Source organism: Streptococcus anginosus subsp. whileyi MAS624 (assembly GCF_000478925.1).
GTDB lineage: Bacteria > Bacillota > Bacilli > Lactobacillales > Streptococcaceae > Streptococcus > Streptococcus whileyi.
Genome location: NZ_AP013072.1, coordinates 1683879 through 1707560 on the forward strand (window position 1 = coordinate 1683879; position 23682 = coordinate 1707560).

At 39.9% G+C, this 23682-nt stretch carries 18 protein-coding genes and 1 riboswitch; of the genes, 2 read left to right on the forward strand and 16 right to left on the reverse strand.

Going from position 1 to position 23682, the window contains the following annotated elements; all coding sequences use genetic code 11:
• Nucleotides 1-236: 236 nt before the first annotated feature.
• Complete coding sequence (locus ANG_RS08485) at nucleotides 237-1400, reverse strand: ABC transporter substrate-binding protein (protein ID WP_003034337.1); 1164 nt, start codon at nucleotides 1398-1400, stop codon at nucleotides 237-239.
• Nucleotides 1401-1583: 183 nt separating this feature from the next.
• On the opposite strand from ANG_RS08485, the gene ANG_RS08490 reads away from it, so the two are divergent.
• The gene (locus ANG_RS08490; RefSeq protein ID WP_020999450.1) at nucleotides 1584-2519 is read left to right on the forward strand and encodes an IS30 family transposase; all 936 of its coding nucleotides are present in this window, start codon (nucleotides 1584-1586) and stop codon (nucleotides 2517-2519) included.
• A gap of 25 nt (nucleotides 2520-2544) precedes the next feature.
• On the opposite strand, the gene ANG_RS08495 is transcribed toward ANG_RS08490, so the two are convergent.
• The 7 genes from ANG_RS08495 to ANG_RS08525 form a co-directional block, all read right to left on the reverse strand.
• On the reverse strand, nucleotides 2545-2814 hold the full coding sequence (locus tag ANG_RS08495) for a YlbG family protein (RefSeq protein WP_003033867.1): 270 nt from the start codon (nucleotides 2812-2814) through the stop codon (nucleotides 2545-2547).
• A gap of 90 nt (nucleotides 2815-2904) precedes the next feature.
• Entirely contained in the window at nucleotides 2905-3519 is a 615-nt protein-coding gene (locus ANG_RS08500) for an ATP-dependent Clp protease proteolytic subunit (protein WP_223349572.1), read from the reverse strand.
• 87 nt (nucleotides 3520-3606) lie between these two features.
• Nucleotides 3607-4236 (reverse strand): uracil phosphoribosyltransferase, encoded by a 630-nt coding sequence (gene upp / locus ANG_RS08505; protein WP_020999498.1) that lies wholly within the window; start codon nucleotides 4234-4236, stop codon nucleotides 3607-3609.
• A gap of 97 nt (nucleotides 4237-4333) precedes the next feature.
• Nucleotides 4334-6988, reverse strand: coding sequence for a magnesium-translocating P-type ATPase (gene mgtA / locus ANG_RS08510; RefSeq protein ID WP_003033895.1), 2655 nt, complete (start codon nucleotides 6986-6988; stop codon nucleotides 4334-4336).
• Between the two features lie 261 nt (nucleotides 6989-7249).
• A riboswitch (M-box (ykoK) riboswitch) is annotated at nucleotides 7250-7402 on the reverse strand.
• Nucleotides 7403-7471: 69 nt separating this feature from the next.
• Complete coding sequence (locus ANG_RS08515; RefSeq protein ID WP_020999497.1) at nucleotides 7472-8638, reverse strand: MalY/PatB family protein; 1167 nt, start codon at nucleotides 8636-8638, stop codon at nucleotides 7472-7474.
• Nucleotide 8639: 1 nt separating this feature from the next.
• Nucleotides 8640-9734, reverse strand: a complete 1095-nt coding sequence (locus ANG_RS08520; RefSeq protein ID WP_025271922.1) for a cystathionine gamma-synthase — start codon at nucleotides 9732-9734, stop codon at nucleotides 8640-8642.
• Between the two features lie 233 nt (nucleotides 9735-9967).
• Nucleotides 9968-11596 carry a putative polysaccharide biosynthesis protein gene (locus ANG_RS08525; protein ID WP_025271923.1) on the reverse strand — a complete coding sequence of 543 codons (1629 nt, stop codon included), beginning with the start codon at nucleotides 11594-11596 and terminating at the stop codon, nucleotides 9968-9970.
• 85 nt (nucleotides 11597-11681) lie between these two features.
• On the opposite strand from ANG_RS08525, the gene ANG_RS08530 reads away from it, so the two are divergent.
• Nucleotides 11682-13127 carry a UDP-N-acetylmuramoyl-L-alanyl-D-glutamate--L-lysine ligase gene (locus ANG_RS08530; RefSeq protein WP_025271924.1) on the forward strand — a complete coding sequence of 482 codons (1446 nt, stop codon included), beginning with the start codon at nucleotides 11682-11684 and terminating at the stop codon, nucleotides 13125-13127.
• 119 nt (nucleotides 13128-13246) lie between these two features.
• On the opposite strand, the gene ANG_RS08535 is transcribed toward ANG_RS08530, so the two are convergent.
• The 8 genes from ANG_RS08535 to treP all read right to left on the reverse strand — a co-directional run bounded on the left by ANG_RS08535 (nucleotide 13247) and on the right by treP (nucleotide 23601).
• The gene (locus ANG_RS08535) at nucleotides 13247-14005 is read right to left on the reverse strand and encodes a CPBP family intramembrane glutamic endopeptidase (RefSeq protein ID WP_025271925.1); all 759 of its coding nucleotides are present in this window, start codon (nucleotides 14003-14005) and stop codon (nucleotides 13247-13249) included.
• Nucleotides 14006-14111: 106 nt separating this feature from the next.
• The gene (locus tag ANG_RS08540) at nucleotides 14112-14783 is read right to left on the reverse strand and encodes a DUF1803 domain-containing protein (protein WP_003033870.1); all 672 of its coding nucleotides are present in this window, start codon (nucleotides 14781-14783) and stop codon (nucleotides 14112-14114) included.
• A complete protein-coding gene (locus ANG_RS08545; RefSeq protein ID WP_003033902.1) occupies nucleotides 14776-15288 on the reverse strand; it encodes a YiiX/YebB-like N1pC/P60 family cysteine hydrolase in 513 nt (170 codons plus the stop codon). Before ANG_RS08545 ends, ANG_RS08540 begins: the two co-directional genes overlap by 8 nt.
• Before the next feature lie 49 nt (nucleotides 15289-15337).
• Nucleotides 15338-16273 (reverse strand): manganese-dependent inorganic pyrophosphatase, encoded by a 936-nt coding sequence (locus tag ANG_RS08550; RefSeq protein ID WP_025271926.1) that lies wholly within the window; start codon nucleotides 16271-16273, stop codon nucleotides 15338-15340.
• A gap of 144 nt (nucleotides 16274-16417) precedes the next feature.
• Nucleotides 16418-17215, reverse strand: coding sequence for a pyruvate formate-lyase-activating protein (gene pflA / locus ANG_RS08555; RefSeq protein ID WP_003025666.1), 798 nt, complete (start codon nucleotides 17213-17215; stop codon nucleotides 16418-16420).
• 166 nt (nucleotides 17216-17381) lie between these two features.
• Nucleotides 17382-19592 (reverse strand): endonuclease/exonuclease/phosphatase family protein, encoded by a 2211-nt coding sequence (locus tag ANG_RS08560; RefSeq protein WP_025271927.1) that lies wholly within the window; start codon nucleotides 19590-19592, stop codon nucleotides 17382-17384.
• Between the two features lie 159 nt (nucleotides 19593-19751).
• A complete protein-coding gene (gene treC, locus ANG_RS08565; RefSeq protein ID WP_003033969.1) occupies nucleotides 19752-21383 on the reverse strand; it encodes an alpha,alpha-phosphotrehalase in 1632 nt (543 codons plus the stop codon).
• 205 nt (nucleotides 21384-21588) lie between these two features.
• Nucleotides 21589-23601 (reverse strand): PTS system trehalose-specific EIIBC component, encoded by a 2013-nt coding sequence (gene treP, locus ANG_RS08570; protein WP_003033943.1) that lies wholly within the window; start codon nucleotides 23599-23601, stop codon nucleotides 21589-21591.
• Between the last annotated feature and the right edge of the window lie 81 nt (nucleotides 23602-23682).

The window sequence follows — 23682 nt, forward strand, 5'->3', positions numbered from 1 at the left end:
AAACCTTTTTAAGTCTCATTTCACGGTTGATTACTTTTCAACAGCTTAAAACATATCTAACAATCAATCACTAGGTATTACAAACCATAATGAAAAATATTCTTAAGACTAAGACTTTTGTCCCGCCTCTTTTCTTTTAGCCCGTATAAAGAGAAGTAACTATCTACGATGCTTACCATAAATAGTTACTCTTTTATACACTATAAAATATATTTTAAGCAGTTCTTTATGAAAGATTATGGCTTAACTGTTTCAGCTGCTGTGACTTTCCCATTATTCATGGTCATCATAAACGCTGTTTTAACAGTGTTATGATTCTTGTCAAAGCTGGTATCACCTGTTACACCTTCAAAATTCTTTGTCTTGGCAAGATTGTCTTTGATGTCAACAGATGTTTTAGCACCCTTAGCAGCATTGGCAACAAGATAAACAGAGTCGTATGCTAGCGCTGCAAATGTTGAAGGTTCTTCATTGTTGTATTTCGCTTTGTAAGCTTCAAGGAATTTCTTTGCTTTCGCTGAGACATCAACTGTTGAAGAGAAGCCTGAGATATAGTAGATATTTGAGGCTTTGGCTGGTGTTGCTTGTTGAACAAATTCTTCGCCATTAAAGCCGTCACCACCAACGATTGGCTTATCAATGCCCATACCACGCGCTTGGTTTACAATTTTACCAGCTTCAGTATAGTAACCAGGGATGACAATTGCATCAAAATCTTTCCCTTTCATCTTGGTCAAAGCTGCTTGGAAGTCCGTATCACCAGCGACAAATTTTTCATCTGCAACAATCTTGCCTTTATACGCATTGCGGAAAGCTTTTGCGACACCTTTAGCATAATCACTTGAATTATCCGTATAAAGCACAACTTTTTTCGCTTTTAACGTTTCTGTGACATACTTAGAAATAATCTTCCCTTGGAAACTGTCTTGAAAAGTCCCAATGAATAAATACTCTTGATTTTTTGTCAAGCCATCTTGAGTAGCACTAGGTGAAATCAACGGTACACCTGCTTTTGTCGCATTAGAAACAGCTGCTGCCGTTGCACCAGAAGTCGCAGGTCCTACAACTGCATTGACTTTCGATTGGGTTACTAAGTTGGTCGTTACAGAAGCTGCTTCTGCTGTTTCAGATTTATTATCTTTGTCCACTACTTCTAGTTTTTTTCCGTCAATACCACCTGCTTTATTGATTTCTTCAACTGCAAGCTGAGCGCCTTTTTGCTCGGCTGTACCATAAGCAGCTGTTGCGCCTGTCTCTTCAAAGTTAAATCCAATTTTAATCGTCTTATCAGCAACTTTTGTACCAGTTGCATTGGAGCCACCTGACTTTACTTCCCCACAAGCAGCAAGAAGGGCAACGCTTGCAAGGGCAACAAATGATAGAGCAAATTTTTTCTTCATATTCTTATCTCCTCGTTCCGAAATGATATGTTTAGAATATATCGAATTATCTGACAATTGTCAAGTGGTAAATGAGATTTTTTTATATGATAAATTGTAAAATATAGTGCAACAAAAAAACTCATAGCGTTTCATTGGTGTAAACTGTAAGTAACCACACAAACAGAATCCCGAGGAAAAACTATGAGCTACTTCCATCTTACCATAACCGACCGAATAAAGATAGAAACCTACTTGGAATTAGGTTTGAAACCTTGCCAAATTGCAAGTAAACTTGGCGTCCATAAGTCTACCATTTCAAGAGAGTTAAGACGATGCCAAAATGGTTACTCCGCAGCCCTAGCACAGGAACAGTATGACCACAGGGCTAAGCAAAAAGGTCGGAAGTCTCGTTTGACACCAACGTTGAAAAAGGAAATTGAGGACGGTTTAAAATCCTCCTGGTCGCCTGAACAGATTTGTGGCCGCTATCAGCTTGAACAAAGGCCGATGGTAGCTTTTAAAACAATCTATAACTGGCTCTATGCTGGTTTGATTGCTCTGGATTTGAGTGTCCTTCGTCGTAAAGGAAAAACTCGACAACCTAAAGAAACACGTGGAAGATTTAGGATTGGCACATCGATTGCCAAACGTCCTAAAGAGGTCAGGAATCGTGAGACCTTTGGTCACTGGGAGCTCGATACTGTGGTGTCTTCCAGAGGCAAAAGCAAGGGCTGTTTAGCGACCTTTCTGGAGCGAAAAACGCGCTTTTACTTAGCTTTCAAGATACCAGACAGAACAGCCAAATCCATGTTTTCAGCCATCGAACAACTTTATAAGCTATTTCCAAAAGAGGCTCTTAAAACCTTCACTTCAGATAGGGGAAAAGAGTTTGCCTGCTATCCTCTGGTAGAGAATTTAGGAATTTCCTTTTTCTTTGCGGACGCCTATTCATCCTGGCAGAGAGGAAGCAATGAAAACGCCAATGGCTTACTAAGAGAATATTTTCCAAAGAAAACAGATTTAGCCGCTATCTCTGATGAGGCTTTGAACAAGGCCTTATATGATATCAATCACCGACCACGAAAATGTTTAGCTTACAGAACTGCTTGTGAAGCTCTAGTGGATGAGTACGAGTAAATGTTGCACTTATTCTTGCAATTTATCATATGTTTACGTTTTCTTTATCTCTAAACAAGCTTCCAACAAAGTCTGTGTCCAATTCTTGAATGTGACAGATCCGTACTTGTTTGACATATTTTTCTTTAGATAACCTTTGCATCGTCTCTTCTACCTGCTCTGTCGGAACATACAACTGGAGGTAACGATGCTTTTTAGAATGGTAGACAATATCGCCAATAGTTTCTATTTTTTTCACATCTCGATTGTAATACAAATACACAATCAAACCTGTTCGTTCTTCTTTTTTAAACATGAATTTTCTTTCTAATTTATTTTTATCATTTATAAGTATATCAAAAAAATGCCCATCAGAGGACATTTTTCGTACAGTAATAAACAATGATTAGTTTAAATTATTATTTGCCATGATTTCATCAATGAAGCCATAATCCAAGGTTTCTTGAGCGCTCATCCAATAATCGCGTTCTGCGTCTTTATGTACTTGCTTAATGGTTTTCCCTGAATTATCCGCAAGGATCTTCTCCAAGTTATTCCGTGTTTTCAGCAAATGCTCAGCTGCAATCGCCATATCGGTTTGCTGCGTACCGCTACCAGTTCCGCCCATTGGCTGATGAATCAGGTATTCTGCATTCGGCAACATGAAGCGCTTGCCTTTAGCACCACTTGAAGCAATAATGGTTCCCATGGAAGCAGCCATCCCCATGACAATTGTTTGGACATCTGACTTGATGAAGTTCATGGTATCCACAATCGCTAGACCAGCCGATACAGAACCACCTGGCGTATTGATGTAAAGATAAATATCTTTAGTATTATCTTGTGCATCAAGGAAAAGCAATTGCGCAATAATAGAATTAGCCATATTGTCCTCAACAGGACCTGTCAGCATAATAATGCGATCTTTTAATAAGCGTGAGTAAATATCGTAGGAACGTTCCCCACGACTTGTTTGTTCAATAACTACAGGAATCATTGTATTCTCCTTTTCATCTGATATTTAATCTGACTAACAATTTTTAGTGAGATTTTTCAAATATGAGACTATTATAGTCTTTTGGTCAAAAAAGGTCAAACATAAAACTCATTATTTTGTACCGAAAAGACGATCTCCTGCATCTCCCAATCCTGGAACGATATAGCCGTTTTCATTCAAGTGATCATCAAGGGCCGCTGTAAAAATTTCCACGTCTGGGTGAGCTTCCTGTAAAGCTGCCACACCTTCTGGCGCTGAAACAAGGCAGACAAATTTAATATTGTGCGCTCCGCGCTTTTTCAATGAATCAATGGCTAAAATGGCAGATCCACCTGTCGCCAGCATTGGATCCACCACAAAGATTTGACGTTGGCTAATGTCTTCTGGTAACTTCACGAGGTACTCAACTGGTTTTAGGGTTTCTTCGTCGCGATACATACCAATATGTCCAACTTTAGCAGCTGGCACAAGGCTCAAAAGACCATCCACCATACCGATACCTGCACGTAAGATTGGAACAATGGCTAATTTTTTACCAGCCAATTGTTTTTGAACCGTCTTTGTAATCGGCGTTTCAATTTCCACATCTTCTAATGGTAAGTCACGTAAAACTTCATAGCCCATCAGCATAGCAATTTCATTTACTAACTCACGAAAAGCCTTAGTAGAGGTATCCGTACGACGTAAGATAGACAATTTATGCTGAATGAGCGGATGTGCGATCACTTGAAATTTTTCCATGATTGGTTTTCCTTCTTTCAATTTATTCTTCTTATTATATCAAAAAAACATAAAAAAGGCTCGTAACAAACAAGCCTGTTCAAAGATTGTCAATTGCTTACAACCATTCATGGTATTTCTTAATATAAAGATGCTTCACAAACGTAATACTTGCCATATATAAAATCATGACAAGGATTAAGAATAAGAAATAAGTACCGTTTAATGGAGCCACTTTTAAAAGTGCTGCAAAAGGACCGTAGGGCAATAAGGTTACAAAGAACACGGCTGCTAGCGTTGTCATAACTACAGACAAAGCCGGTCTGCTTTGAATAAATGGCAGTTTAGGTGAGCGTAGCATGTAGATAACCATGGTTTGCGTCCACATGGACTCAATAAACCAGCCTGTTTGGAAAATAGTAATGAACTCGCTAGACATACCATGATGGTAAACAGAACCTGTCATCATCGGTGCGATGATAAAGAACAAAATCAAAAAGGTCAAACAGTCAAAAATAGAACTAATCGGACCAATCCACGCCATGAAGCGCGTAATGGATTTGGCACTCCAAATACGAGGCTTTTGCAAAAATTCACGATCTACATTGTCAAATGGTAAAGCGATACAAGAAATATCATAGACCAAATTCAACACAATCAAATGAATCGGTGCCATAGGCAAAAATGGTAGAAAAATACTTGAAATCAACAAGGAAAAGATATTCCCGAAGTTGGAACTGACTGTCATCTTGATATATTTGGTCATATTAGCATAAACTTTGCGACCTTCCACCAAGCCTTTTTCAAGCACCAACAAGTCCTTATCTAACAGGATAACATCAGCTGTTTCTTTAGCAATATCGACAGCTGTATCAACTGAAATCCCTACATCAGCTACTTTCATAGAAGGTGCATCATTGATGCCGTCTCCCATATAGCCAACCTTATGCCCATTTGCTTTCAGCTGCAAAATGATACGCGCTTTTTGGTCAGGAGATAATTTTGCAAAAACAGTTGTGGTTTCAACCACCTTGCTCAGTTCGTCATCCGACATCGTTTCAATCACATAGCCAAGTAGGATATGTTCTGCATCTAACCCAACTTTCTCACAGACCGCTTCTGTGACTTTTTCATTGTCACCTGTCAAAATTTTGGTGGCAACACCATATTCTGCTAAAGCCTTGATAGCAGGCGCTGCAGAAGGTTTTGGCGGGTCAAGAAAGGCAAGATACCCCGTCAAAATCATATCAGATTCATCTTCTACTGTGTATTCATAGTCAGCATCTAAGTCTGAGCGATAGCTGACGCCCAGCACACGCAGTCCTTGTTCATTTAACTGTGCAACTTCTGCTAAAATTTCTTGACGAATTTCTTCCGTCAAAGGAAGGATTTTCCCTTTATCTTCGACATAATTTGAAATGGATAGCATTTCCTCCAAAGCACCTTTTGTTACCATGCTAACGACATTTTCATCATCTCGAACTAGCACACTCATGCGGCGGCGTTCAAAATCAAAAGGCAATTCATCAATTTTCTTAAAAGTTTGGTCCAAGTTCCGAACGATTTCATGCTTTTCAGCTTCTTTTTCTGTCCGATTGATAATAGCACGATCCATTAGGTTTTTTAGCCCTGTTTGATAATACGAATTGAGATACGCCCTGCGAAGAACGGCTAAATCAAGGTCTCCATGAATATCAAGCGGGTATTCCAAGACAATCTCATCTTGTGTCAGCGTTCCTGTCTTGTCGGTACAAAGAATATCAATCGCTCCCAAATCTTGAATGGCATTGAGTTTCTTGATGACAACTTTTTCTTTTGCCATAAGAATGGAACCCTTAGCCAAACTCGCAGTGATGACCATAGGCAGCATTTCTGGTGTCAAACCGACACCGACACTAAGTGCAAATACACCAGCCTCTAGCCAATCACCGTCTGTCAGACCATTGATGAAAAAGACAACGGGCACAAGTACCAGCATGAGACGAATGAGCAGCCATGAAATGCTGTTCATTTCCCGCTCAAATGAAGTTGGTTCATCATAAGTATTGAGCGTTTGCTCAATAGCACCCATCTTGGTATCGTCTCCAACGACCAGAACAAGAGCAATGGCACGACCAGATATTACATTGGTTCCCATAAAGGCAAGTGCTTCAGACTCAAGCAAGCTATCTGTTTCTTTTGTCTCACATTTATCCAGCGCCATTTTTTCAACAGCATCACTTTCACCTGTCAAACCTGACTGTTGCACAAAGAAGTCGCGTGAATCCAAGATTAGCACATCTGCTGGCAGCATATCTCCTGCACTCAAGCGAATAATGTCTCCCACCACTAATTCTGTAATTGGAATTTCTTGTTCTTTTCCCTCGCGAACGACTGTCACTGTATTGACAATCATACGTGAAAGATTGCTGGCCGCTTTGTCGCTCCGCAATTCTTGCACAAAGCGAATACTACCAGACAACAAGACAAGGACAACGATGATGATAAATGTCGTTGGATCTTCTTGCCCTGGCTTTGCCAGCCAAACATTGGTCACCAAAGACACCAATGCAATGAGTAAGAGAATAACGGTAAAGGGATTGATAATGGACTCATAAATCTTTTTAAAAATTGAATCTTCTTGCCCTTTTGTCAATTCATTTTCGCCATATAAGTCGCGATTTTCTTCAACTTGCTCTTCTGTCAGTCCTGCTCTGGAAGTGTTGAAAAAGGTCATCGTGTCCCCTACAGACATACGAAGAGCATCTGTTAATCTTTCTTTTGCTGTTTTCACTGATTTTCTCCTCTATCTAAGACGCATCCAAGCAACAAAATAACTGCACACAGCTTTTTGCTCAGATATCGTTCATTTGCTAGAGTCGATTCCAAAGAGAGCATGAGGAATGCTCAGATATGGCAATCGACTGGTTTTCTGTTGACTCGGGTGATCATCATTTGGCATATTCCTCACTCCTTTCCCCTGCAGTTTCCTTTTAAAAAATCAGCTAAAAAACAATAAAATCCTACCATGAAAAACATGGCAGGACTGTATGTCTTGTGTTACCGTTCAAGCTTTAACTCCGTAGGGCGGTGAAATGACATTAGTCGAAACCTTAGCGATCTCAACTGCTAACCAACGCGTAGTGTCTCCACTACTTTGCGGTAGTCATCCGTATCCCTATGGTAGCCTCACCTACCGATTTTTCATACTAACTATACTCCACTTGAGAATGATTGTCAACCCAAAATGGCTGTTTCTGAAAATTTCTTTTCATTCTTATTGCGGCAAACAACGTACAATTCTCTTGCAAATCTCTTCTACTAAAGACTTAGGCGCTGCAATATTCAGCCTTGCATGAAGTTCACCCTCACTTCCATAATCGCTTCCTCGATTGAGAATGACTTTTGCTTGGTCATGCAACAAAGCAAAAAGTTCATCATCTGTCAAACCATAGGCACTGAAATCAAGCCATATCAGATAGGTCCCTTGTGGTTTCATTACTTTTAAACGCGGAGCCTCTTTGGCAAAATAATCCACCGCAAATTGAATATTTTCTTCTAAAACAGCTTTTAATGCCACCAACCAAGGTTTGCCATAGCGATAGGCCGTTTCTGTCGCAATATAACCTAAACTTGACACTTCATGGTGGTTATTGGCAAGCTGCTGACGTTTAAATTGCGCACGTAATGAAGGATTTTCAATAACAGCATAGGAATTTTTAGTCCCTGCAATATTAAAGGTCTTGGTAGCACTAGACAGTATAATGGCAAATTCTTTAAAATCAGGTGAAATGGTATTAAAGGAAACATGCTCATGACCAAACAAGGTCAAATCTTGATGAATCTCATCTGATACCAAAATAACCTGGTGTTTTTGACAAAGATGACCGATTTTTTCCAAAACCTCCCTTTCCCAGACACGTCCTCCGGGATTGTGCGGATTGCAAAGAAGATACAATTTCACATTATTTTCGACAATCTCTTTTTCCAACTGCTCAAAGTCAATTTGAAACAAACCATTTTCTTCTTTGAGAGAATTAGATACCAATTTCCGATTGTTTAAGCGAACGCTACGAGCAAAAGGCGGATAAACAGGAGAATTGATTAAAACAGCGTCTCCCTCTTTGGTAAAGGCTTGAATCGCAAGGGAAATAGCTGGCACAACACCTTCTACAAAAACAATATCTTCCTTATCAAACGAATACTGATGTTCGCTCTTTTCCCAATCCAGCACCACTTGGAGCAGCTCATCACTCGCATAAGTATAGCCATAAACCAACTGCTCTGCATAGTCATGAATCGCTTGTTTTACTTCCGGTATAACTTCAAAGTCCATATCTGCAATCCATGCTGGTAATAATTGAGGATCAGCCTCTGTCTCTTTCCACTTATAAGTGTGGTGAGATAAGCGATTCGGCGCTGTTTGAAAATTGTATTTGCTCATATTATACCTCCAAAGCAAATTTTAAATCTGTGATTAAGTCTTGGCTGTCTTCGATTCCAATGGACAATCGCAATAAGTCATCTGTTAAACCGTAGGATTTCCGCATGTCAGCTGGAATATCTGCATGTGTTTGTGTCGCAGGATAGGTAATCAAACTTTCTACTCCCCCCAAGCTTTCTGCAAAGGTAAAGACTTTTAGCGTATTTAGCAAATGTGGAATAACTGCTTCTTCCTTGACTTTAAAGGAAATCATGCTGCCTTTTCCCGGATAGAGAACCTCTTTTACTGCTGGCGAATCTTTCAAGAAAGCTGCTACAGCTTGTGCGTTTTTTGTTGAACGTTCCATACGTAGAGACAAAGTTTTCAAACCTCGAAGCAAGAGATAACTATCAAATGGAGATAAGACAGCTCCTATCGTATTGAGATTGTAGAATAGATTCTTATAAAGCTCTTTGTCACTCGTCATAAGGGCACCAGCCAGAACGTCATTATGTCCTCCTAAGTACTTGGTCGCCGAATGTAGCACAAGATCCGCTCCATTTTCCAAAGGACGTTGATAGATTGGAGTATAAAACGTATTATCTACAATAACCTTTGTACCTTTTGCATGAGCTTTTTCTACAATAGCCGCAATATCAAACTCAAGCATTAACGGATTGGTCGGGGTTTCCAGATACACTACATCTATATCCTCTGTTAACGCCGCAAGCAATTCTTCTTCCGTATTTGCATATGTAAAGTGAAAGCGCCCTTCTTGCTCCACTTGATGAAACCAGCGAAAAGAACCACCATAGAGGTCACGAACCGCCAGACCCTTGCTTCCAACCGGAAAAATACTAAAAGCTAGAACAATAGCACTCATTCCTGAACTAGTGGCTAATGCATAATCCGCACTTTCAATAGCAGCTAAGGTTTTTTCCAAGCTACTTCGCGTTGGGTTTTTCGTACGCGTATAGTCATATCCAGTGGATTTTCCAAATTCTGGATGCTGATAGGTCGTTGAAAAATGCAAAGGAGTTGTCAATGCACCTGTTGCTTCATCTGTTTTAATACCAGCATGAGCTAAAATCGTGTCTAATTGTAACTTTTTATCCATAATAAATGACCTCCATAAGATAAGAGCGGAATCAAGCAATTCTTATATTTTCTAAGTGATTCTATTGTATCATCTTACGAAAGCACTGTGTTTTGTTCTTTTCAAGACCTAAATATAGTTTTAAACTATACTGACTATTCAAAAGATTATAGAACTTGATTGCAAGAATAGCTATTTTCATTATAGCTTAATTTTTATAAATTTTCTACAACATTAAAAAGCCTTGCAGCCTTTTAATGAATATGAAATTTTTGACGTAAGGTTTGAGCTTTCTCACCAATAAAACGGTCTAACAAGCGGACTCGCAAAGCTATTGCTCCATAAATAGCGATGCCCAAGCCACCGATGATAACCAAATAAAGCATACTAGAAATGCGTCCGCTTGGATGAAAAACAAAGCCAAGTACGACTTCCACAATGGCAATCAAAAGAGCCATAACTGCTGTTAAAATCCCAATCAACAAACTCCGTTTGAAGAGAATGGTTTGATTGAGTCCAGTTACTTGACGAATGTGTTGGTACATCAGAATGATTGGAACGATGAGTCCAATTGTCGTTGCCAGAAGCGATCCATAGGCTCTAAACAGATAAATAAATGGAATTTGCAAAATGAGCTTAACAAGAACTCCATAACCAAAATAGATAATCGCTTTACGATTTTGGAACAGCGCTTGAATCATTGGCGATAAGACAGTATAGATGCCAAGAATAATCGTCTGTAACATAGCAAAAATGAAGAGCCCCAAGGCCAAACTATCTGGTCGTCCGTAGAAAATCGTGTACAATGGCCGCGCTACTAAGGCAGAACCAATCGTTGCTGGTAAAAGAAACAGCAGTAACATACTCAAATTATCTTGAACCAAGCGCGCAGCCGCCTTTAAATCACCTTTGACATAGTTTTCTGTCAGCAAAGGAATCCCCACACCGCCGATCGAAGTTGCTACTGCAATCAAAATCATGGTAATCTTATTTGGATTGGCAGAGAAATAACTGAACATAACCACCAGCTGAGAATTGCTATAATTGGTGAACCATTTCATCGTATTGATAAATGTCATCTGGTCAATGATTTGGAAAAGCTGAATAGCAGAACCCGTGATGATAAAAGGAATGGCTTCACGAATCGTATCCACCAGCAAAGCACGGCTGTTGATTTCAGCACTATTAGCTGGTTTGTGTAAGATAGATGTCAAGAGATTGGTTTTCCAAAGAAAATAAACCAAAACCGCCATACTGGCAAACATGCCGACAAAGGCTGCAAAAGTGGATTGGGTCACTGCAGCAACATAATCTTTAGATCCCAATTTCATAATGAAGAATGTTGCAAGCAACATCCAAATCACACGAATCACCTGCTCAGCAATCTGGCTCATAGCATACGGTTTCAAATTGTTAAAACCTTGGAAAAATCCACGAATAACACTCATGGCTGGAAATACTAGCACAGCCCACGACAGACTCTGCATAACTGGAATCAGCTCTTTCCCAACTCCTGATACACGCGCAAAGAACGGTGATAAGAGATACATGATCACTGCAAAAATGACTCCCAACAAGAGCATGAATTTCAAAAATTCACGAATGAGAGTAAAACTATGATCTTTTTGATCAATCGTATTGTACTTGGCGACTTGCTTTGCGACTGCAACAGGTACACCTGCTGTGGAAATCAGAAGAAACCAAGCATAAATATTGTAGCCCATGGTAAACAAGCCATTGGCTTCTGCACCGTGTTTCCCCATCCAGATATACCAAGGAATGATATAAATTGCCCCTAAAAAACGGCTGATAAAGTTACTAGCTGTCAGCCAAGCTGTCCCTAGAAGCATTTGCTTTTGTTGATTTGTTGTTTGTTGGTCCATACATAACCTCTGAAAATAGTCTCATCTTATTATAAACTTTTCCTTTCCGCTTGTAAAACCTCGCCATTAAGTTTACAATAGAAATATGATAACAATTGAAAACGCATTAAATATTTTAAAAAAGGATCACAATTTCCGCGAGATCATTGACCAAGGACATTTCCTTTATAGAGCTACTGATTTCACATTTGATAATATCAGCTACGACAGCCGTGAAGTGGATGCTTCCACTCTTTTCTTTGTCAAAGGTGACAATTTTAAAAAAGAATTTTTGGAAAAAGCTGTTGAATTAGGCTTACAGTTCTATGTCAGTGAGACGGATTTTGAAGTAACTATTCCGGTGATTCTAGTCAACGACGTAAAGCAAGCCATGAGCCTTCTTGCCATGGAATTTTATGGAAATCCACAAGATAAACTCAAACTGCTCGCATTTACAGGAACTAAAGGAAAGACAACGTCTGCTTATTTTGCCTATCATATCCTCCAACAAAGTCATAAGCCAGCTCTCTTGTCTACCATGAACACGACGCTCGACGGAGAACATTTCTTCAAATCTGTTTTGACAACACCGGAAAGCTTGGATTTGTTCAAAATGATGGCGACAGCTGTTGAAAATGGTCGAACTCATCTCATCATGGAAGTTTCCAGTCAGGCTTACCTGAAAAAGCGGGTTTACGGTTTAACCTTTGACGTTGGCGTTTTCCTCAATATCAGTCCTGATCACATCGGACCAATTGAGCACCCGACATTTGAAGACTACTTCTATCACAAGCGACTCCTCATGGAAAATAGCCGAGCTGTAGTGGTCAATAGCGAAATGGACCATTTTGAAGTTTTGGCTGAGCAAGTTGCTGTCATGGAACATGATTTTTACGGACAGTATTCAGACAATCAAATTCATCACTCGCAAGCCTTCTCTTTTGAAACAAGCGGAAAGTTAGCAGAGACATTTGACATTCAGCTGATTGGTCGTTTCAACCAAGAAAATGCGCTTGCTGCTAGCCTTGCCTGTCTCCGCTTGGGTGCTTCCATTGCGGACATCAAGAAGGGAATTGCAAACACACGCGTACCTGGACGTATGGAAGTGCTGACTCAAAAAAATGGTGCCAAAGTGTTTGTGGACTACGCACACAATGGTATCAGCCTCGCCAATCTCCTATCTGTCGTCCAAGAACATCAAAAAGGTAGGATTGTTTTGGTACTCGGTGCAACTGGAAATAAAGGAGAAAGCCGTCGCAAAGATTTTGGTCTACTAATCAATCAACATCCAGAATTGACCGTTATCCTGACAGCAGATGATCCAAATTACGAAGATCCAATTGCTATTGCCAAAGAAATTGCTTCTTACATATCCTTTGATGTTGATATGATTGCTGACCGCGAAGAAGCTATTAAAACAGCCCTTAGCTTAACTAGCAAAGAAGGCGATGCCGTCATTCTAGCTGGTAAGGGCGCAGATTGCTACCAAATTATAAATGGTAAAAAAACTGACTATCTAGGTGATTATGCCATCGCTGAAAAATATTTATAGAAAATAATAAAGGTCGAGACAAACGTTTTCGACCTTTAATTATTGAAGAAAAATTACAAATTTATACTAACGAAGAGAGATGCACAATTCTTTAGAAATCAAAATCTTGCTTTATGACTTTACTTTCTCCAACTAATCAAAACATACATCAGACTTGACCCAAACATATCTGCAAGAGCATGTACGAGGAAGAAAGGCAAGAGATTTTTAACCTTATATTTGTAAAGAAAATAATAGAGAAGTCCAAAACCAACACCGATTGTCAGTGCCCAGAGCATTCCTTGATAGGTATGGAAAGAAACGCGAATGATTGTCGAATAAAGAAGAACCCACCACTTATATTTATCTCTAACTGAGGTCAATAAACCTAAGAAGAAAAATTCTTCATAGAAGCCATTGAGCAAAGCATAGAGAATAGCCATAGGTGTCAAATCAATAAATTTGCGGAAAATTTCCGTCAGATCAATATATTTCCACAATTGCGGATCAAAATAATTGTATTCTCCGCTAAGGGTGGTCACTGTATCCGCGAGAATCCCCATAACCGCAAAGATAAAGGGAACCCAAAAGAGCACAGACCACGATAGATGAATTAGCAACTGCTTAAAGTCAAAACGGCGAAGTATTAAATAGGCTATCGTCAAAGCTAACATGAGAATCTGCAATTCTAAATTACTGGAATAAGCTACTCCGTCACTTGCTGTTTTACTAGCTGTATCTGTTACTGCTGCCGTAGTGGACGGTGACAAGCTCGCAAGATAAAGTTCCGTTGAGCGATAGATAAATTGTCCAAATAGCAGGGCTGTCACAATGACAATATCAAACCATTTCAAATACTTCAACGGCTGAGACGGACGAATTTTTGCTAAAAGATTCACGATACATTCCTTTCATGAAACGAAATGATTTAGTGACTACCAAATCTTGCTAAACTTAAACCTTATACTTATAAATCTATCAAATAAACCTTAAAATTTTATTATTCTAAGGTTTATCTAATGCTTTCTTTACACGAAAGGTCAATGTTTCCTTATCAAAATCCAATTTTAATTCATATTTCCCTGCTTCGTTAGGCGCAATATAACCTAAAATCACTAGAGCATCTACAAAAATATCGCGTCGTTTTTGCATCAGCTCAGTTTTTCGACCATATTTTAAGAGGAAGGTCGTCATATATTTTAAAGCATACTCAGGATTTACATCTCCTACCAAGTCATAGAGTTTTTGTTGCTGATTGATCAATGGATATTGTTGTTTCAGCCTGTAAAAATAATTGGAAAGCGTCAACTGCTCTCTGAGAAAATCCGTTTTTTCTACTAAAATAGCTTGGTTTGTTTGATTGGTTAAATGCGTCTCAAAACGCATATTCAGCAATTCTTGATAAAGAGGACTATCATCTCGCACAAAGACTTCCTGATCCAAAGACAAAGCCGTCACATTTTCCAACAGAGGAACGCTTTGATGATAGCGTTTATTTTCCCGAAGCACATAGCCTGCCTTGATATAATCCTCTATAGAGCGATCAATATTGGGAAAATTTGCAAACTCACGCTTTATCTCTCGCAAAGTAACATCGTCATGTTGATTTAAGTAATTTATCAATTCATGAAAAAAGGGCTGACGTGTCAAACGACTGGGATTGATTACTTTAATCATCTAATCTTCCTTTGTAAACTAATTTTTCGGATTGAGCCAATTGGCTAGGATTGGTTCCCGGCTGATGAAGAGGAACAGCTAGCCCCAATTCCTTGTAATACTGCTGCCAAAAAGGAGCAACTTCCTCATCTTCATCACCGAACTGCATAGCAATAGTTTCAAAAATGGGGAGGACTTCCGCAATATATTCAGAACAGTAAAAACCTGTCGTATTTGGATAAAAGCTATTATTATAAGGCTTGTAAAGATGCTGCTCCGCTCTTTCCCAGACAGCTTTCGCATCTATGTCAGGAAAAGCATAAACGGCATAGCATTCATCAACCTGTAAAAACTCTTCTATCGGCTGCTTTATGACCCCTTGCTCACTTGTCGCATGGTACATCCAGCCGTCAAAAAAGATTGCCACATGGTTATACCGCCCAGTTGATTGCTGAATAGCTTCTGCCATATCAGATTGACTAGACACAAAAAGCAAATCCCCGTTTTGTAAATCTTGAGTTTTCATAGAACTATTGTATCAAAAAAGGAGCCGAAACTCCCTTTTTGTTCTATTCTTAAGCATTAAAACTTTCTGTTAATTGCGGAACGACTTGTTTCTTACGAGAAACAGCTCCAGCAAGGAAAGCGTGGTTGTTTTCAAGAACAAAGTTGAAAGCTGCTTCTACCTTGTCCATATTGCAACCGATTGCCAGAATTTCCGAGTTTGAATTAACAATGTCAGTAATCATTAAAACAAAGTCAGAATAACCATTGGCTGCGTTTGTTTTTTCAATAGCTGCTTCCAGTTCAGCTTGACGTTCTAAGACTTCTGCAATATCAACTGTGTTGACTTGTGCTACACGAACTTGGTTTCCGTTTAATTCAAATGTTTTAGCATCAATATCAATCAATTCCTCGGCTGTTTTGCTTGCTAAGTTCGTTCCAGCTTTAAGCATAGCCAAACCGTATTTTTCCAAATTCACACCAGCCAATTCAGCTAATTCTGGAGCAATGACCTTATCACTTGGATGTGTAGTAGGTGATTTCAAAAGAAGAGTGTCTGAAATCAAACCTGAGAGCATTAGACCTGCGAGTTCTTTTGGTACAGCTACACCAGATTCTTTAAACATGCGATAAACGATAGAAGAAGCTGAACCAACAGGCTCCAAACGCATATAAAGTGGGCTGGCTGTTTCAAAATTCGCTACACGGTGATGATCCACAACGCCATACACTTCTACTTCTGCAATGTCAGAAATAGATTGTTGAAATTCATTGTGGTCTGTTAAAATAACTTGCTCAACTCCCTCTGCCTTTGCAGATGTCACCACACGCGGTGCTTTTACACCAAAAGTATCCAAGACAAACGCTGTTTCTTCATTTGGTTCTCCCAAAGCAACTGCTTCTGTGTCCAAGCCATAAGCTTCACGCGCAAGATAAGCAAAGGCCACAGCTGAGCCAATCGCATCTGAATCTGGATTTTGATGACCGAAAACTAAAATTTTAGACATGATCGTACCTCGTAAACTTTTTATATATTTTATTTTAGCACAATTTTAAGATTTTCACAAATAGAGGAATAGAAAAGCACTTAATCGTCAGTTTTTCTATCTAACTTCTTAGGTGCTGGTCAACATTTCACTTTCTACTTTTGATCAACTATTATGTATGCGATTCATATACTCTGTATAGGATTCGGTTTTCATGAGTTCTTTGGCATTTTTTACTCGGTCAGCAGTTGGTGGTTTAATACCTTCTAATGGATAAGGAATTCCTAATTCACGCCATTTAAATTCTCCCATTGTATGATAAGGTAGCACTTCAAATTTATCAACTGTTTTTAACGTTTTGACAAACTCACCTAATTCTTTTAAGTCGTCATCACGGTCTGTTAACGTTGGAACCAAAACATGGCGAATCCACATTGGAACACCTTTATCAGATAAATATTTTGCACATTCCAAAATATTTTTATTGGTGTGCCCTGTCACAAATTTATGCTGGGCATCATTGATTTCTTTAATATCCAGCAACACTAAATCTGTCACTTCAAGCAGGCGATCAAAAACTTTGAGATACTCTGGTGTATTGCGGAACGGCATCGCACAAGTATCTAAAGTGCAATGAATTCCCAATTCTTTAGCTTTGGTAAAAAGTGCAGTCACAAAATTAATCTGCAAAAGAGCTTCACCACCACTTACTGTAATCCCACCTTTTTTACCCCAAAAGCCACGATAACGAAGCGCTTCTTGCAAAACGTCTTCAACCGTTCGCTCTCTTGAATTATTGGTTTCCATTGCCCATGTATCTGGATTGTGGCAATATTGGCAACGCATTTTACAACCCTGTAAAAAGACAATGAAACGGATACCAGGCCCATCAACAGCTCCAAAACTTTCAGTCGAATGGACCATACCTGTTACTTTTCCATAATCAATGACTTCTTTTTCCATCGTCTTATCCTCTTGAAAACGTTTTATAATACTATTATAACACTTCTTTTCTAGATAGAGGGACAATTTGTCTATTTTTTAGAAAATAATCTGTTTTTCAGTTTCATTTTCAATGTTTTTCAAAAAAACGAGAGAATCTTAAAACTCTCTCGTTCATCTATTCCTTTTAATCCGTCACTTTCTTTCGCCAAAGGAGGGTTGCACTTAGGATGACAAGTCCTACAACAACGACTTCAGCGCCTGTTGTTCCTGTAGATGGTAAAATCCTCTTTTTAGTTAGTTTATCATCTTTATTTGGTGGCATTGTGGTGTCACCAGAAGGTTTTGGTTCAGTTGATTGTGTCGGTGTCGTATTACCTTTCTTCTGACTAAAATCAAGCTGTGCAATAACGGGATCGTGATCTGACGCCCGACCGTGTTCTTCCATAAAGGAAGCATTGATATGAACTGGTGAGAATACTGTTTTATCTGCAATATTTTTTGAAACAAAGATATTGTCTAAACTTTGATTGCTACCACGGTAAAAATAAGAATAGCGGTCTGCTGCGTCGTGATTCAGCATCATATTGACTAATTCATTACCAGCCACTGCTTTGGCAGTTTCTGAAAATTCAAAGTCATTAAAGTCACCAGTTAAGACAAACTTCAAATTAGGATTTTGCTTTAAACCTTCTTTGACAAAAGCGTTCAACAGCTTCCCTTGCTCAATCCGCTGTGCTAATGTATTTTGCACTGCTGGTTGTTTAGAACCATATACTGCATCATCACCGAGTTTGGATTTTAAATGATTGGCAATCACGACAATATGCTCGCCCTTAAATTCAAACTCTGCTGCTAAAGATTTTCGAACTTTCGTAAAGGCTGGATTGGTTGGATCGATCCTTGCAGGATTTTTCACCAAATGCCCATCTTTGAAGGCAGCTGCTTCTGTGCTACTTCCTGCTTCACGCTCAACTAACTTCACTCGTTGAGGATTATACAAGTAAGCCACACGAATATTGGAACCGGGTTTTCCTCCGTCTGCACCATCAACAGGAGCTACTTCGACATACTTATACTCTTTGCCGCCTAATTGTTTAATCTTAGCGGCTAACTTTTCCCCGCTTTTAACACCACTTACTGTGCCGTCATTGACACTTCCATTATTGTCTTGAACTTCTATAAGGGTAATAATATCTGGACTGTGAATTTCGTTGATAAAAGATTTAGCAATTTTGTCTACTTTTGCATCAGGCGTCTCACCTGCTGCATTGTTTGCTGAGAAGTTTTCAATATTATAAGAAGCAATAGTCAATTTATCTTCACTTGGATAAATCTTAGAAACCTCTCTTTGTAGACCGCCATCTTGCAGATCTGGCAACTTCGTTGGCTCCAACTTATAAACCTTGCTGCGATAAGTTACAACACCAGAAACATCTTCATTAAAGTAATCTTTAGCTTTTGCAATATATTTATTCCCAACATAAACGGGGATAGTTGCTGTATTTTGGACATTAGGACGAAGGTTGACACCACCGATATTATTGAGCGGCAGCGCTTGATAACCAGCCGGCAAAAGATAAACATCTCCTCGATATTGTGGGCCAAGTACACGAGGTTTTTTTACTGTTGTCAACATACCCTCCAGACTTTCCCAATAATCCAATGCATCATGTTCTGGATCATAAGTAGTCGGAGTATTATCCACGATATCTTTTGGCATACGATCTGAAATATTGACTGGAGCTGGTAATGCCGCTGTTCCGTCTTTTGTTACCTTTGAAGCTATCAATTGCGTGACAGTTAAGCTATCAGCTGGTTTTTTAAATTGTTGCCCCGGACGGACGCTGAGTGACTCCATGTAACCTTCTTTAACTTCACCTTCAATCGTCAATCGGTCTCCAACGGCTACTTTTTCCTTTGAAACTACATAGATAGCATCTGAAGTCTTTGTGTTCCCGTCGGCTTTGATGTCTTGTGTATAAAAGCCATATTGATCCGTTTTAGTGACGACTACACTTGACACGCGCACCTTTTTCCCATTATAAGGCGATTCATGCGCTTCGCCTTGAATTTGACCAATATTGGCTACCTCGGTAAATTCAGAAGTAGTAGCTCCTGCTTCACTGCTTGAAGCTTCTGTCTTAGGTGCTTCTTCGCTTGTGCTACTCGGCTCATTCGTACTACTCGTACTGCTTGCTGAACTTTCAGAAGTTGTTTCTGATGATTGCGACTGAGTTGTCGAAGCAACAGAACTAGACTTTGAAGTCGTTGTTACAGAAGTTTCTGAACTTGAAGAGCTCGCCTCATTTGCCTGAACAATAGGACTTAGAACGCTACTAGCTAACAAAATAGCTGTCGCAAACAATACAGGCAATTGTTTTGAAGTTTTTTTCATATATTCTCCTTTACATCATAATTTGGAAATCAAATTTCCTTGAGATGTATTTCTACCGTAATTATTATAAATAAAACAAAAGGATAATGCAAGCGCTTTCTCTTGGGTTTTAAAAAATCGGCTGAATGATTCAGTCGATTTTAGGATTTATTGCTGCATTTAGTGTTTATTTACAATAATTGCCAAACTTTCATAAGGTCTTAAGGTTACAACTTCTGCTGTTTGAGTTTCTTCATAATTAGAAAGGAGCACTTCGCCATTTTGATACTCTGGTAAAATATCTATCGTAATCGGATTTGGATAGAAGTTATTGAGTACCAAAAGTTTTTCGTCACCTAATTGACGCTCAAAAGCATAAATCTGTGAGCTGTCTTCATAAGCTGGTTGATAGCTGCCTTCGGCAATAATAGGAAGTTCCTTGCGAAGGGCAATCAGTTTTTGATAGAAAGTGAAAATCGGTCCTTGCATCTCATTTTCAACATTGATTTCAGGATAAGATTTCCCTGCTTTGAGCCAAGGAGTGCCTGTCGTAAAGCCAGCATTTGCTGAATCACCCCACTGAATGGGAGTGCGAGAATTATCGCGAGATTTGGCCTGAATAATTGCAAAAGCTTCTTCTGGTGTTTTGCCTTGCTCCAGCAGCATCTGATAGGCATTGATAGATTCCACATCCACATAATCTGCCATAGAGTCATAGTCTGGATCCACCATGCCGATTTCTTCTCCCATATAAATATATGGCGTTCCGCGAGACAGATGAATGCTGGCCGCAAGCATGGTTGCTCCTTCATTGCGGAAATGCTGAACATCAACAAAACGATTTAAGGCACGTGGCTGATCATGATTGTTCCAAAATAGAGCACTCCAGCCATCATGGTCACTCATTTCCTTGCCCCACGTATGAAAAAGACGGTTGAGCTCCTCGAAATCAAATTTTTTCAAGCTCCATTTTTGACCATTTTCATAATCCACCTTCAAATGATGGAAATTAAAGGCCATAGACAATTCGTGACGTGCCGGATCTGTATAGAGAATGCAGTTTTCAATAGTAGTCGCACTCATTTCTCCGACAGTTATAAATGAGTCAGCCTGTCCGAAAGTCGCTTCATTCAGCATGTGCAGGTAGTCATGTACAATGGGCTTGTCCGTATAGGCAGGCTTACCATCATTTTCCGGACAGTTTTCCAACACCTCATCTTTTCCAATCAGATTGATGACATCAAAGCGAAAACCCTTGACACCCTTGTTCCGCCAAAAATTGACAACTTTGAAAAGTTCTTCGCGGACATGAGGATTGCGCCAGTTGAGATCAGCCTGCGTCACATCAAAGAGATGCAGGTAGTACTTGCCAGTGTCGCCAAAAGGTGCCCAGGCGCTGCCGCCAAACTTAGACAACCAGTCTGTCGGCTCATCACGCAGAAAGAAAAAATCTTGGTAGTACGGATCGCCAGCTAAAGCTTTTTGAAACCATTCATGCTCGGTCGAGCAATGATTTAAGACCATATCCAGCATAAAGTCAATGCCGTATTCTTTCCCAACTTGAACCATCTCTTCAAAGTCAGACATCGTCCCAAAAAGAGGGTTGACAGCCGTATAATCTGAAATATCATAACCATTATCACGCTGCGGGCTGGGATAGAAAGGATTGAGCCAGACCATATCCACTCCTAATTCTTTGAGGTAAGGAATTTTCTCAATAATGCCTTGAAAATCTCCTATCCCATTTCCGGTCGTGTCTTTAAATGATTTTGGATAAATTTGATAGACGACTTTTGTCTTATCTAATGCCATTTGTCTTCCTTTTCTATTTCTAAAAGAAAGAGGCGGGGCTTACGCTCCTCCCCTTTATCGTTACTGTTATTCTTCGCTACGAGCCTTTGTATCTCTCGTTAAGAGGATGCTACTTGGATTTCTAGCAGTGAGGCAAATGGATTACTGAGATAAATTTGTCTATTCGTTAGAAAAATCCTGCTCATCATAGCTCGTATCAAACATTTTACCCGATTCGAGTAGCTGTCATCAGCTTATCTCCACGTCCAATAGTCCGCGGCAATGTTCCCTGTTCATCAGCCTGAAATTGCTCTTGATTTGTAATAATCACAGGTGTTTCAGTCACTAAGCCAGCTTCCTGAATAGCTGCTATATCAAAACTAACCAGTTTCTGACCTACGCTCACTCTGTCTCCTTGAGCCACATGAGCTTCAAAACCTTTGCCATCGAGATTAACTGTGTCCATACCGATATGCATGAGTAATTCGACACCTTCATCTGACACGATTCCAACAGCATGATTGGTTGGGAAAAGCACTGATACCGTCCCGTTCACAGGGGCCACCAGTTCTCCCTCACTTGGAAGAATGACAACTCCTTGTCCCATCACGCCTTGAGCAAAGACAGGGTCGGTTGCTTGGCTTAATTCTTTGACTTCTCCAGCCAGTGGGCTAGCAATTTCTGCAAAATCTACTTTTGGAGCGGCTTCTTTTGCTTCGTCAATGGCTTCAATTTGCGGTGATTTGACACTTTCATCTTCTGTCTTTGTAAACATGCCTGTCTTGCGGAAGAAGAAAGTCAAAATCATCGGTACTGCAATAGCTACTAACATAATAAGGAAGAATGGAAGCATGTATTTAGCTTGGATAGATAAGATACCTGGAATTCCACCGATTCCGATAGCATTGGCTGTTACGTTAAAGGTTACGGATAAGAGACCTGCGATAGAAGAACCAATCATCCCTGCCACAAATGGGTAGACGTACTTCACGTTGACCCCGAAAAGGGCTGGTTCTGTAACACCTAGATAAGCAGAAATCGTTGCTGGCAGAGAAATCTGTGCTTCACGTTCATTATGACGGTTCATCAGATAGTAAGTAAATACAGCTGAACCTTGAGCGATATTGGACAAGGCAATCATTGGCCATAGCGCCGTACCGCCTGTATCTGCAACCAGCTGTGTATCAATGGCATTGGTCATGTGGTGCAGACCAGTGATAACAAACGGAGCATAGAGGGCACCAAATATCGCACCAAAGAGCCATTTAACAGGACCAGTCAGACCAGCAAGCACCGCTGTTGACAGCCATTGTCCAAGTGTCCAACCAATTGGACCAAGGACTGTATGCGCTAGAATAAGTGCCGGAATCAAGGATAAGAATGGCACAAAAATCATGGACACAACTTCTGGAATGCGTTTGCGCCAGAAGATTTCAAGATAAGATAGCGACAATCCTGCAAGCAGAGCTGGAATAACTTGTGCTTGGTATCCAATTTTTCTAACTGTGAAGAAACCAAAATCCCATACCCAGTTTTTAGCAATTTCTGAAGCCGGTGTGCTGGCTACTGAGTACGCATTGAGCAATTGTGGTGACACCAAACAAATCCCAAGAACAATTCCCAAAATCTGGCTGGTTCCCATTTTACGAGAAACAGACCAAACAATACCAACAGGTAAGAAGTGGAAAATCGCTTCACCCGGCAGCCACAAGAAGGAATTTACACCACTCCAAAACTGTGATACATCTACAATCGTATTGTAAATCGGAGTACCGTCTTTAGCAAACTGAGCAACACCGTCAACCATTTTTTGACCGAGTGCCTGAATCTGTACACCTTCCAGAATATTGCGGAAACCGAGAATCAGCCCCCCAACGATAATGGCTGGAATAATTGGAGTGAAAATTTCCGCCAGCATTGTCATGACACGTTGTACTGGATTCTGATTGCTTTTGGCAGCGGCTTTAGCTGCTTCTTTTGATACACCTTCAATCCCTGAAACAGCTGTAAAATCATTGTAGAAAATCGGCACATCATTTCCGATAATGACTTGAAACTGCCCTGCATTTGTAAAAGTTCCCTTTACAGCTGGAATGGCTTCAATTGCTTTTACGTCTGCCTTCTTTTCATCTGCCAATACAAAGCGTATCCGAGTTGCACAATGGCTGACTGCTGAGACATTCTCCTTGCCACCGATAGCATCTAATAGCGTCTTGGCGTCTTTCTCAAATTTTCCCATTTTCTGTTTGGCTAGGCTTAACCTAACACTCTCCTTCTTTTTTTCATCATTGTACAATTGATTGATACATTTATTGTAAAC